Source organism: Mycobacterium sp. NGS22, from assembly GCF_059813095.1.
In genome coordinates this window covers 1-12,671 of the sequence record NZ_JCALDY010000033.1, presented here as the reverse complement: position 1 = coordinate 12,671, position 12,671 = coordinate 1, and the positions used below count along the sequence as shown (strand labels likewise).

At 67.2% G+C, this 12,671-nt stretch carries 12 protein-coding genes; 9 read left to right on the top strand and 3 right to left on the bottom strand.

Features of this window, described 5'->3' with window-relative positions; translation table 11 throughout:
* The first annotated feature begins 17 nt into the window (after positions 1 to 17).
* The 6 genes from ndk (at position 18) to proB (ending at position 7,042) form a co-directional block, all read left to right on the top strand.
* Complete coding sequence (gene ndk / locus AC5Y47_RS22440; protein WP_499946459.1) at positions 18 to 428, top strand: nucleoside-diphosphate kinase; 411 nt, start codon at positions 18 to 20, stop codon at positions 426 to 428.
* A gap of 305 nt (positions 429 to 733) precedes the next feature.
* Entirely contained in the window at positions 734 to 3,682 is a 2,949-nt protein-coding gene (gene rne, locus AC5Y47_RS22435) for a ribonuclease E (RefSeq protein ID WP_499946458.1), read from the top strand.
* A 178-nt stretch (positions 3,683 to 3,860) separates the two neighbouring features.
* Positions 3,861 to 4,172, top strand: a complete 312-nt coding sequence (gene rplU, locus AC5Y47_RS22430) for a 50S ribosomal protein L21 (RefSeq protein WP_499946457.1) — start codon at positions 3,861 to 3,863, stop codon at positions 4,170 to 4,172.
* A gap of 12 nt (positions 4,173 to 4,184) precedes the next feature.
* A complete protein-coding gene (rpmA, locus tag AC5Y47_RS22425) occupies positions 4,185 to 4,442 on the top strand; it encodes a 50S ribosomal protein L27 (protein ID WP_499946456.1) in 258 nt (85 codons plus the stop codon).
* Positions 4,443 to 4,487: 45 nt separating this feature from the next.
* Entirely contained in the window at positions 4,488 to 5,930 is a 1,443-nt protein-coding gene (obgE, locus tag AC5Y47_RS22420; protein WP_499946455.1) for a GTPase ObgE, read from the top strand.
* Positions 5,927 to 7,042, top strand: a complete 1,116-nt coding sequence (gene proB / locus AC5Y47_RS22415; RefSeq protein WP_499946454.1) for a glutamate 5-kinase — start codon at positions 5,927 to 5,929, stop codon at positions 7,040 to 7,042. The genes obgE and proB overlap by 4 nt, the downstream gene beginning before the upstream one ends.
* A 4-nt stretch (positions 7,043 to 7,046) precedes the next feature.
* On the opposite strand, the gene AC5Y47_RS22410 is transcribed toward proB, so the two are convergent.
* On the bottom strand, positions 7,047 to 7,691 hold the full coding sequence (locus AC5Y47_RS22410; RefSeq protein WP_499946453.1) for a TetR/AcrR family transcriptional regulator: 645 nt from the start codon (positions 7,689 to 7,691) through the stop codon (positions 7,047 to 7,049).
* A gap of 84 nt (positions 7,692 to 7,775) precedes the next feature.
* Here AC5Y47_RS22410 and AC5Y47_RS22405 point away from each other — a divergent pair, with 84 nt between their 5' ends.
* A complete protein-coding gene (locus AC5Y47_RS22405) occupies positions 7,776 to 9,041 on the top strand; it encodes a cytochrome P450 (protein WP_499946452.1) in 1,266 nt (421 codons plus the stop codon).
* Between the two features lie 110 nt (positions 9,042 to 9,151).
* Positions 9,152 to 9,316, top strand: a complete 165-nt coding sequence (locus tag AC5Y47_RS22400; protein ID WP_499946451.1) for a hypothetical protein — start codon at positions 9,152 to 9,154, stop codon at positions 9,314 to 9,316.
* Here AC5Y47_RS22400 and AC5Y47_RS22395 read toward each other — a convergent pair.
* Positions 9,300 to 10,133 (bottom strand): NAD-dependent protein deacetylase, encoded by an 834-nt coding sequence (locus AC5Y47_RS22395; protein ID WP_499946450.1) that lies wholly within the window; start codon positions 10,131 to 10,133, stop codon positions 9,300 to 9,302. The two genes, AC5Y47_RS22400 and AC5Y47_RS22395, sit on opposite strands and share 17 nt — an antisense overlap.
* A gap of 100 nt (positions 10,134 to 10,233) precedes the next feature.
* Between AC5Y47_RS22395 and AC5Y47_RS22390 the strand changes: the two genes are divergently transcribed.
* Complete coding sequence (locus tag AC5Y47_RS22390) at positions 10,234 to 12,282, top strand: NAD(+) synthase (RefSeq protein WP_499946449.1); 2,049 nt, start codon at positions 10,234 to 10,236, stop codon at positions 12,280 to 12,282.
* Positions 12,283 to 12,294: 12 nt separating this feature from the next.
* Here the strand turns inward: AC5Y47_RS22390 and AC5Y47_RS22385 are convergent.
* A partial coding sequence (locus AC5Y47_RS22385; protein ID WP_499946448.1) for an HNH endonuclease signature motif containing protein occupies positions 12,295 to 12,671 on the bottom strand: 377 nt, incomplete at its 5' end.

The window sequence follows — 12,671 nt, the reverse complement described above, 5'->3', positions numbered from 1 at the left end:
ATCTACTCTTGTGCACCGTGACCGAACGGACTCTCGTACTGATCAAGCCCGACGGCGTACAACGTCAGTTGGTCGGCGAGATACTGAGCCGCATCGAGCGCAAGGGCCTGACCATCGCCGCCTTGGAGCTCCGGAACGTCGGCGAGGAGCTGGCCCGACGCCACTACGCCGAACACGAGGGCAAGTCGTTCTTCGGGTCGCTGCTGGAGTTCATCACGTCGGGGCCGGTGGTGGCCGCCGTGGTGACAGGGCCTCGGGCGATCGCCGCGTTTCGGCAGCTCGCCGGTGGCACCGACCCGGTGGACAAGGCCACCCCCGGCACGATCAGGGGCGACTTCGGCCTGGAAACGCAGTTCAACCTCGTGCACGGCTCGGATTCGGCCGAATCGGCACACCGCGAGATCGAACTCTGGTTCCCCGACATCTAGCTCCGGGACCGCCCGTTCGCACGGCGCGGTCGAGCCTGCCCAGTGATGTGGGATACTGACTGTCGGGTGAACGTCGTCGAACTGGCGTCGGTCACCCGAATGAAGACTTCGACAAGCGCGACCATCGCCAGTCCGCGGTGCGGCGCAGCAGGTCAAGCCGTCATTCAGTACGGCGCCGAGTTGGTCCGATCCGGGCCGCTCGGGGCGAGACCATTACAAGTCCGGGAGAAGTGGCCGGATCCATAGCGAAGCCCTCGCGTGGCCGCGTCGATAGGACGACGCGCCCGGGGGCTTGAGGAGAATACGTGGTAGACGGTGCCCCATCTTCAGAATCAGCAAACGAGCCGACACAGCACGAGGAACTGCCGGACCGCCTGAGAGTCCATTCCCTCGCGCGGACGCTCGGGACCACCAGCAGGCGGGTCCTTGACGCGTTGGCCGCACTCGACGGGCGGATCCGCAGCGCCCATTCCAGCGTGGACCAGGTGGACGCGGTGCGGGTCCGCGACCTGCTGGCGGCCCAAACCGAGACGTCGGCCGCGACCACTGCCGAGGAACCCGAATCGCGGTTGATGCTCGAATCCGGCGAAGCTGACGTCGAGCGACCCCACTACATGCCGCTGTTCGTCGCGCCGCAGCCGATTCCGAAGCGGGTCGCGGTCGCCGCCGACGAGGGGTCCGGGGCTCAGGACGACTCCGACGACGACGTGGACGACGACGGTTCCGGCGAAGACGAGGAGCAGGCCGATCGCCCTGCCAACAAACGCCGCCGCCGGGGCCGGCGCGGTCGCGGACGCGGCCGCGGTGAGCAGGCGGGTCCCGACGGTCCCGCCGACAGCCAGAACGGTGACGCCGCGCCCGGTGGCGAGCAGCGTGCGGCCGACGGCGACGACTCCGATCAGGGTCAGGACTCCGACGACAACGACGACAGCGACGACGGCGACGACGAAAACGGTTCAGCCGACGGCGGCAACCGTCGGCGGCGTCGGCGGCGTCGGCGCAAGTCCACGTCCGGTGAGGACGGCGACGACGGACCGTCGCCCGACGATCCGCCGAACACCGTCGTGCACGAGCGTGCACCTCGCAACGGCGGCAGGCAGGGCCAGGACAACGGCGAGTCCGGTTCCGGCGAGATCAAAGGAATCGACGGCTCCACGCGTCTGGAAGCCAAGCGGCAGCGGCGCCGGGACGGGCGCGATGCGGGCCGCCGTCGGCCACCGGTATTGAGCGAGGCTGAGTTCCTTGCCCGGCGTGAGGCCGTCGAGCGGGTCATGGTCGTGCGCGACCGGGTCCGCACCGAGCCGCCGCACCCAGGGGCTCGCTACACCCAGATCGCGGTGCTCGAAGACGGCATCGTGGTCGAGCACTTCGTGACGTCGGCGGCGTCCGCCTCGCTGGTCGGCAACATCTATCTGGGCATCGTGCAGAACGTGCTGCCGTCGATGGAGGCGGCGTTCGTCGACATCGGCCGCGGCCGCAACGGCGTGCTCTACGCCGGCGAAGTGAATTGGGAGGCTGCCGGACTGGGCGGCGCGGACCGCAAGATCGAGCAGGCCCTCAAACCCGGCGACTACGTCGTGGTTCAGGTCAGCAAGGACCCGGTCGGACACAAGGGCGCCCGACTGACCACGCAGGTGTCGCTGGCGGGGCGCTACCTGGTCTACGTGCCCGGTGCGTCGTCGACCGGGATCAGCCGCAAGTTGCCCGACACCGAACGCCAACGCCTCAAGGAGATCCTGCGCGAGGTGGTCCCGTCCGACGCCGGCGTCATCATCCGAACCGCTTCGGAGGGCGTCAAGGAAGACGACATCCGTGGTGACGTCACCCGGCTGCAGGAACGCTGGAATCAGATCGACGCCAAGGCCGCCGAGACCAAGCAGAAAGCCGCCGGCGCCGCGGTGGCGCTCTACGAAGAACCGGACGTGCTGGTGAAGGTCATCCGGGACTTGTTCAACGAGGACTTCTCGTCGTTGATCGTGTCCGGGGACGAGGCCTGGGCCACGATCAACGAGTACGTGAATTCCGTTGCGCCCGACCTGGTTTCCAAGCTCGACAAATACGAACCCGCGGACGAGAGCGGACCGGACGTGTTCGCGGTGCACCGTATCGACGAACAGCTCGCCAAGGCGATGGACCGCAAGGTGTGGTTGCCGTCGGGCGGCACGCTGGTGATCGACCGGACCGAAGCGATGACGGTCATCGACGTCAACACCGGCAAGTTCACCGGGTCCGGGGGCAACCTGGAACAGACCGTCACCAAGAACAACCTGGAGGCCGCCGAGGAGATCGTGCGCCAGCTGAGGTTGCGCGACATCGGCGGCATCGTCGTCATCGACTTCATCGACATGGTCCTCGAGTCCAACCGTGACCTGGTGCTGCGGCGGCTGACCGAGTCCTTGGCCCGCGACCGCACCCGCCATCAGGTGTCGGAGGTGACGTCGCTGGGGCTGGTGCAGTTGACCCGTAAACGGTTGGGCACCGGCCTGATCGAGGCGTTCTCGACATCGTGTCCGAACTGCACCGGCCGCGGGATCCTGCTGCACGCCGACCCGGTCGACTCGGCTCCGGCGGCCGGGCGCAAGACGGAGTCCAGCTCCCGGCGCAACCGACGCTCGAAGAAGAACCGGTCCGACGATTCCGCCGAGAAGGCCGTCGTGGCCAAGGTCCCGACGCACGCGCCGGGTGAGCACCCGATGTTCAAAGCGATGGCCGCGTCGTCGCGTGACGACGACGAAAGTGCCGAGACCGACGAAGAGGTGACCCCCGAGGCCGACGAGGCGACCGCAGAGCGGCTTCCCGCGCAGACCGATGAGGGCGACGCTGCCCAAGACTTCGAGGACGCCGACGAGGACGCTGACGAGGACGAAGACGGGGACGAAGACACCGACGACGTGGACGAACTCGACGACGAGGACCTCGACGACGACGATGACGACGACGATGACGGCGACGAGGACGTGGACGAACTCGACGACGAGGATCTCGACGACAGCGACGAAGACGACAGCGACGACAGCGACGACAGCGATGACGTCGACGACGTCGACAGCGATGACAGCGATGACAGCGACGACGACAGCGATGACGAGGACGAAGATGACGACGTCGAGGACATCGACGTCGTACCTGATCAAGACGAGGTGATCAGCGCCGTGGCGGGCATCGATCGTGCGTCCGTCATCGTCGCACCGGCGGCGTCACGCCGGCGCCGGGCGGCGGGCAGGCCGGCGGGTCCGCCCACGCACGTCGACTAGCCGGGCCGGTTTGACCCTGTACCCGCTGGTCACGTACCCTTGGACAGTTGTCGTCAGGCCACGGGAAACGCTGGCCGGCGACAGCGGGACGCAATAGCCCGCACCAAGACCACCCACCGCGCACCGTCGTTGGCACGCGCGCGAGCACAACGCAGGCAGAAGAGGCAGGAGTACACCGATGGCGACCTACGCAATCGTCAAGACCGGCGGTAAGCAGTACAAGGTTGCCGTCGGGGACGTCGTCAAGGTCGAGAAGCTGGAGTCCGAGCCCGGCGCCCAGGTGTCGCTGCCGGTCGCGCTGGTCGTCGACGGCGCCGACGTGACCTCCGACGCCAGCGCGCTGGCCAAGGTTGCGGTCACCGGTGAGGTGCTCGAGCACACCAAGGGCCCGAAGATCCGTATCCACAAGTTCAAGAACAAGACCGGCTACCACAAGCGCCAAGGGCACCGTCAGCAGCTGACGGTTCTCAAGGTCACCGGCATCAACTAGGGGCGACAGACAATGGCACACAAGAAGGGCGCTTCCAGCTCGCGCAACGGTCGGGATTCGGCAGCTCAGCGGCTCGGTGTCAAGCGGTTCGGCGGCCAGGTCGTCAAGGCCGGCGAGATCCTGGTCCGCCAGCGCGGCACCAAGTTCCACCCCGGCGTCAACGTGGGCCGCGGCGGCGACGACACCCTGTTCGCCAAGGCGGCCGGGGCGGTCCAGTTCGGCGTCAAGGGCGGCCGCAAGACCGTGAGCATCGTCGGGCCTTCCGACTAAGCTCCGCCGTCCTTGGGCTGACCAGGGACTGTGAGAGGAATTTCGATGCCTCGATTCGTCGATCGGGTCGTCATCCACACCCGGGCGGGTTCGGGCGGCAACGGCTGCGCATCGGTGCACCGCGAGAAATTCAAGCCGCTGGGTGGCCCCGACGGCGGTAACGGCGGGCGCGGCGGCAGCGTCGTCTTCGTGGTCGACCCGCAGGTGCACACCCTGCTGGACTTCCATTTCCGCCCGCATGTCACCGCGCCGTCCGGCAAGCAGGGGATGGGCAACAATCGCGACGGCGCCGCCGGCGCGGACCTGGAAGTCAAGGTGCCCGACGGCACCGTGGTGCTGGACGAGAACGGTCGGCTGCTGGCCGACCTGGTCGGCGCCGGTACCCGGTTCGAGGCCGCCGCCGGTGGCCGCGGGGGGCTGGGCAACGCCGCGCTGGCCTCGCGCGCCCGCAAGGCGCCCGGTTTCGCGCTGCTGGGCGAGCCCGGCCAGGCGCGCGACCTGACGCTGGAACTCAAGACGGTCGCCGACGTCGGGCTGGTCGGGTTCCCCTCGGCCGGAAAGTCCTCCCTGGTGTCGGTCATCTCCGCGGCCAAGCCGAAAATCGCCGACTACCCGTTCACCACGCTGGTGCCCAACCTCGGTGTGGTCTCCGCCGGCGAGCATGCGTTCACCGTCGCCGACGTGCCGGGCCTGATCCCCGGTGCGTCCGAGGGCCGCGGTCTGGGCCTGGACTTCCTGCGGCACATCGAGCGCTGCGCGGTCCTGGTTCATGTGGTGGACTGCGCCACGGCCGAGCCGGGCCGCGACCCGATCTCCGACATCGACGCGCTGGAGGCCGAACTCGCGGCCTACACGCCCACCCTGCAGGGCGACGCGGTGCTGGGCGATCTGGCCGAGCGGCCGCGGGCGGTGGTATTGAACAAGATCGACGTGCCCGAGGCTCGCGAGATGGCCGAGTTCGTCCGCGACGAGATCGCCGAGCGCGGCTGGCCGGTGTTCCTGGTGTCGACGGCCACCCGGGAAGGCTTGCAGCCGTTGATCTTCGGGCTGTGGCAGATGGTTTCGGAGTACAACGCTGCCCGCCCCGTTGTGGTGCCGCGACGTCCGGTGATCCGTCCGATTCCGGTGGACGACAGCGGTTTCACGGTGGAACCCGACGGCCAGGGCGGCTTCCTGGTGACCGGCGCGCGACCCGAACGCTGGATCCGGCAGACCAATTTCGACAACGACGAAGCCGTCGGATATCTCGCCGACCGACTGGCCCGCCTGGGCGTGGAGGACGAACTGCTGCGCCTGGGTGCCCGCCCCGGCTGCGCGGTGACGATCGGCGAGATGACCTTCGACTGGGAGCCACAAACCCCTGCGGGCGTTGAGGTTCCGATGACCGGCCGGGGAACCGACGCACGGCTGGAACGTAACGACCGGATCGGCGCCGCCGAGCGCAAGGCGGCCCGACGGCAACGTCGCGAGAGCCCCGACGACTCGTGACCAGTCCGCACCGGGAAGCGATCCGCACCGCCCGCAGCATCGTCGTCAAGGTCGGCACCACCGCGCTGACCACCGACGCGGGCATGTTCGACGCCAGTCGACTGGCTGAACTGACCGACGCCATCGAGACGCGGATGAAGGCCGGCACCGACGTGGTCATCGTGTCCTCGGGTGCCATCGCCGCCGGTATCGAGCCGCTCGGATTATCCCGCCGCCCAAAGGATCTCGCGACCAAACAGGCCGCGGCCAGCGTCGGGCAGGTCGCGCTGGTGAACTCGTGGAGTGCGGCGTTCGCCCGGTATGACCGGACCGTCGGACAGGTGCTGCTGACCTCGCACGACATCTCGATGCGGGTGCAGCACACCAACGCCCAGCGCACCCTGGACCGGTTGCGGGCGCTGCGCGCGGTGGCGATCGTCAACGAGAACGACACCGTGGCCACCAACGAGATCCGGTTCGGCGACAACGACCGGCTTTCGGCGCTGGTGGCGCACCTGGTCGGCGCCGACGCGCTGGTCCTGCTGTCCGATATCGACGGCCTCTATGATGCGGATCCGCGAAAGTTCCCCGGCGCCAGGTTCATTGCGGAAGTGACCGGACCCGCCGATCTGGACGGTGTGGTCGCGGGGCAGAGCAGTCACCTGGGCACCGGCGGGATGGCGTCGAAGATGTCCTCGGCGCTGCTGGCCGCCGACGCCGGGTTGCCGGTGTTGCTCGCTCCGGCAACCGAAGTCGCCCGCGCGCTCACCGATGCCTCGGTGGGCACGGTGTTCGCGCCGCGGCCCGACCGGATGTCGGCGCGCCGGTTCTGGGTGCGTTATGCCGCCGAGTCCACCGGGACCCTGTCCCTGGACGCCGGCGCGGTGAGCGCCGTTGTCGGACAACGCCGTTCGCTGCTGCCCGCGGGCATCACCGCGGTGTCGGGCAAGTTCTACGGCGGCGACGTCGTCGAATTGTGCGATCCCGCAGGCGCTGTCGTGGCCCGCGGCGTGGTCGCCTACGACGCGGTCGAGCTGGCCGGCATGATCGGACGGTCCACCTCGGAATTGCCCGGGGAGTCACGCCGGCCGGTGGTGCACGCCGATGACCTGGTAGCCGTGCAACGGCATTGAGAAGTCACTGGGAAGCTTGCAAATACAGTGAGCCCCACACTATCTCGGTCAACGTCGCGGCCAGCTCCGTGTCGTACTCGGCTGGCCGGGCCGGCAGGTTCTGGTGGCAGGCCCGCTCGACCATCCAGGTCAGGGCGCTCGCGGTGGTAGTCGCGTGCAGCTGGGGCCGGATCGACCCGTCGGCCTGGCCTTCTTCGATGACCCGGGTCAGGCGCCCGATGATGTCGTCCAACAGATCCCGGTAGGCCTGCGCGGTGGCGGGGTCGTAACCGGAGACCTCGTTGAGGGCGATGAGCACGGGTTGGTGACGACGGAAGCTGGCGATGATGCCGGTTATCGCCGCGCGCGCGTCGTCGGGATTGTGCCGCCAGGCCACGTCCCACCAGCGTTCCCCGCTGCTGGTCAGGTCACTGAGGACCTGGCCGGCGAGCTGGCGCAGCAGATCGCCCTTGTCCTGGAAGTAGATGTAGAAGCTGGCGCGGGAGATGCCGGCCTCGGTCGCCAGGCGGTCCACGCTGAGCTCGGTGAAGCTGGTGCCGTCGCGCATCAGGCGTTCGGTGGCTTCCAGCAGGCGGCGTTCCATCTGTTCTTGGCGCTGCTGACGCTCCTGTTGGCGATTGCCCTGGGATCTGCGGGTAACGGCCGGCATCCGTCGAGCATAACCGAAGCGTGGACGTCTTGACTAGACAATATGTCTAGGCATATCGTCGGGCCAACGGAAGGATCGCCAACCATGAACACATCCGCGCAGACCGCCGAAGCCCGCCCGTATGACGCGGTCGACCTGTCGTCCAAAGCGTTCTGGTCGAAGACCGCCGCGGAACGAGAACGCTCCTTCGCCACCCTGCGGGCTGAACGCCCGGTCAGCTGGCAGCCACCGGTCGAGGGCGACCTGATCGAGAACCCGGCCGATCCGGGCTATTGGGCGGTCACCCGTCGGGCTGACATCGTCACGGTGAGCCGCAACAACGAGGTATTCCTGTCCGGCAAAGGCGTGATGTTCGCCGACATCCCCGAAGAACTCCTGGAAGCCTCCCAATCCTTCCTGGCGATGGATCCGCCACGGCACACCAAACTGCGCAAGCTCGTCAGCGCGGCCTTCACACCGCGACAGGTCCGCCGCATCGAAGACTCGATCCAGCACAACGCCGAGGTGATCGTCGCAGAACTGCGGGACGCGGGCAGCGGCGCGGACTTCGTCGACATCTGCGCCAAGGAATTACCGATACGCACCCTGTCGGACATGATGGGGATTCCCGACTCCGAGCGGCACCAGGTGGCGCACGCCGCCGATGCCGTGGTGTCGTGGGCCGACCCGGAGTTCCTCGACGGCCGCAACCCGCTGGAGCTGCTCGTCCAGAACCAGATCTATCTGCACCAGGTGGCCGGATCGCTGGCCGCGCAGCGGCGCGAGCAGCCCGGCGACGATCTGTTCAGCGGGCTGGTGAACGCCGAGGTGGACGGCGACCGGCTCACCGATGCGGAGGTCGCCGCATTCTTCGTCCTGTTGGCCGTGGCCGGCAATGACACCACCCGTCAGACCGCCAGCCACGCGCTGAAGGCGCTGACCGACTTCCCCGACCAAAAAGCTTGGCTACAAGCCGATTTCGAGAACCGCAACGGGACGGCGATCGAAGAGTTCATCCGATGGGCCACCCCGGTGATGACGTTCCGGCGCACCGCGGCAACGGATTTCGAGCTGGGCGGGCAGACCATCCGGGCGGGGGAGAAGGTGGCGATGTTCTACGCCTCCGGCAACTGGGATCGCGAAGTCTTCGACGAACCGGAACGTCTGGACCTCAGCCGCAGTCCCAATCCGCATGTCGGCTTCGGCGGCGGTGGTGTGCACTTCTGCCTCGGCGCCCACGTGGCACGAGCGCAACTACGGGCGCTGTTCGGCGAATTGCTCCGGCAGGTTCCCGACATCCAGGCTGGGGAGCCGTCCTTCGTGGTCGGCAATTTCATCCACGCCATCCGGCGCTTGCCCTGCACCTTCTGAATTTCCGGCGCCTGAGCGCGCCAAGAATTCGTTGAGGATCCGCATAGGCACCTCCGAAATGCTTTTCGCATCGACAACGACGCGAAAACACGGAGGACATCATGTGGGCTTTGACGACATCAAACGGCTTGCGGGTAGACAACATTCGGCACGAGACCGACGCTCGGCTGGCCGTTCGCAACCTCGGGTACCCCAGGGTCATCGGCCCCAACTCCTGGCAGGTGGTCGACAACTTCGGCCGGCAGTTCGTCGCCGAGGTCAGAAGGGCGCGCTGACCGTCAGTTCGGCGGCCAACAGGCTCAAGATCTCTGAACAGCCGCCGTCGACTTTGACCGTCGCCAGGTCGTCGCCGCGGGTGGGGCCCCGGTTGACGATCGCCACCGGCTTGCCGGCCGTTGCGGCGTGGCGCACGAATCGGTAGCCGGAGAACACGGTCAGCGACGAACCCGCGACCAACAGCGCATCGGCTTCATTCACCATCGAATAAGCCTGCGCAACAATGTTTTTAGGGACGCTCTCGCCGAAGTAGACGATGTCGGGCTTGAGCATGTCGCCGCACTTTCGACAGTCCAGATACCGGAACGACGCGGTGTCGGCGACGACGGCGTCCGCGTCGGGTGCCACCGCCAGCCCGCCAACGGCCTCGGCGCGCTCGATGAAACCCGGGTTCAGCGCTTCGAGTTCCTCGGCCAGCGCGGCGCGGCTCATGGTGTGACCGCAGCCCAGGCACACGACCTGGGCATAGCTGCCGTGCAGGTTCACCACGTTGGTGCTGCCGGCTTTGGTGTGCAACAGGTCGACGTTCTGCGTGATGACGCCGACGACCACGCCCGCCTGTTCCAACATGGCCAGGGCACGGTGGCCCGCGTTCGGGCGAGTCCCGTCCATGTGTCGCCAACCCACGTGGTTGCGCGCCCAGTACCGCTGCCGGAACACCGGGTCGGAGATGAACTGCCGGATCGTCATCGGGTTGCTGGGCGGCGAGTCGGGTCCCCGGTAGTCGGGGATGCCGGAGTCGGTGGAGAGTCCGGCGCCGGTCAGCACCGCAATCCGGCGCCCGGCCAGGGTCGCGACGAGCTCGGGGGACTCCACTTCTTCGAGGGTAAGCGTGCTGGTTCGCGCCAGATCGTTTTGCCCGCGGGGTGCGGGGGTAATTCGGCGGGAAGACCCTGCCAAGCGACAATGGACGGCGATGAGCTTCTACTCCGCATACCAGCACGGATTCGTGCGCGTCGCGGCGTGCACGCACCACACCACCATCGGCGACCCGGCGGCCAACGCCGAGTCGGTATTGGGACTGGCGCACAGCTGCCACGACGAGGGCGTCGCGCTGGCGATCTTTCCCGAGCTGACGCTGACCGGTTACTCCATCGAGGACATCCTGCTGCAGGATGCTCTGCTCGACTCCGTCGAAGCAGCGTTGCAGGAGCTGGTCGCCGCGTCGGCCGGACTGTTGCCCGTCCTGGTCGTCGGCGCGCCGCTGCGGCATCTGCACCGCATCTACAACACCGCGGTGGTCATCCACCGCGGTTCGGTGCTCGGGGTGGTGCCGAAGTCGTACCTGCCGACTTATCGGGAGTTCTACGAGCACCGCCAGATCGCTCCCGGGGACGGCGAGCGGGGCACGATCCGCATCCCCGCGCTCGACGTGGAAGTCCCGTTCGGCCCCGATCTGCTCTTCAGCGCGTCGGACCTGCCGGACTTCGTGCTGCACGTCGAGATCTGTGAGGACATGTTCGTCCCGGTGCCGCCCAGTGCCGAAGCGGCGCTGGCGGGAGCGACCGTGCTGGCCAATCTGTCCGGCAGCCCGATCACCATCGGCAGGGCCGAGGACCGCTGCCTGCTTGCCCGGTCGGCGTCGGCACGCTGTCTGGCCGCCTATGTGTACGCCGCCGCGGGCGAAGGCGAGTCGACGACGGACCTGGCTTGGGACGGTCAGACGATGATCTGGGAGAACGGTACCCAGCTGGCCTGCTCGGAGCGTTTCCCGAAGGGCGAGCGACGTTCGGTCGCCGACGTCGACACCGGATTGCTGCGTTCCGAGCGGCTCCGGATGGGCACTTTCGACGACAATCGTCGCCACCACCGGACGGCTACGGATCCGTTCCGGCGCATCGAGTTTCGGCTCGACCCGCCGGACCGTGACATCGGGCTGCTGCGCAACGTCGAGCGGTTCCCGTTCGTCCCGGCGAATCGGGAACGGTTGGAACAGGATTGCTATGAGGCCTACAACATCCAGGTGGCCGGGCTCGAGCAGCGGCTGCGCGCGCTGGACTATCCCAAAGTCATCATCGGCGTGTCCGGTGGGCTGGACTCGACGCACGCGTTGATCGTGGCGGCCAAAGCGATGGACCAGGAGGGGCGTCCACGTAGCGACATTCTGGGCTTCACCCTGCCGGGCTTCGCCACCGGCGATCACACCAAGAACAACGCGATCAAGTTGGGTGAGGCGCTGGGTATCACCTTCGAGGAGATCGACATTCGCGAGACCGCCAACCGGATGTTCGAGGAGATCGGGCATCCGTTCGCGCGCGGCGAGAAGGTTTACGACGTCACGTTCGAGAACGTCCAGGCGGGGTTGCGCACCGACTACCTGTTCCGGTTGGCCAACCAGCGCGGCGGCATCGTGCTGGGCACGGGTGATCTTTCGGAGCTGGCACTGGGATGGTCGACTTACGGTGTCGGAGACCAGATGTCGCATTACAACGTCAACGGCGGAGTGCCCAAGACGCTGATTCAGCATCTGATCCGATGGGTCATCTCCTCCGACCAGTTCGAGAAGGAAGTGACCGACGTGCTGCAGTCGGTCGTCGACACCGAGATCACCCCGGAACTGGTTCCGGCCGGCGAGGAAGAGGAACTGCAGAGCAGCGAAGCGAAGGTCGGACCCTATGCGCTGCAAGACTTCTCGTTGTTCCAGGTGTTGCGCTACGGCTTCACGCCGTCGAAGATCGCCTTCCTGGCCTGGCACGCATGGAGCGACCCGGACAGCGGCAGCTGGCCACCCGGCTTCCCGGAAGACAACCGACCGGCCTATTCGCTGAGCGACATCCGGCACTGGTTGCAGGTGTTCGTCAAACGGTTCTACTCGTTCAGCCAGTTCAAACGGTCGGCATTGCCCAACGGCCCCAAGGTTTCTCACGGCGGTTCGCTCTCCCCGCGAGGTGACTGGCGGGCGCCGTCGGACATGTCCGCGCGTATCTGGCTCGACGAGATCGAGCGCGAGATCCCGCAGGACTGATCCCGTCCCGGGCTACGGGTCTTCGTCGTCGTCGGGGATCAGGAGTTTCTCGGGGTGGTGGAATGTGTTGATTCTGGGTTGGCCGTGGTCGAGGTGTGGTGGTGGGATCCATTCGGTGTGGCCTTGGGTGTTGGTGCGGGTGGTCCAGCCTTTTTCGGCCAGTCTGTTATCGGGGCCACAGGCCAGGGTGAGGTCGTTGATGTCGGTGCGCCCGGTTTTGCGCCAGGCGGTGACGTGGTGGACTTCGCTGTGGTAGGCCGGGGCATCGCAGCCGGGCCTGGTGCAGCCGAGGTCTTTGGCGCACAGCATGATCCGTTGGGCCGGGGAGGCCAACCGTTTGGTGTGATAGAGGGCTTGGGGTTTGGAGCCGTCGAAGATCGCCAAATAGT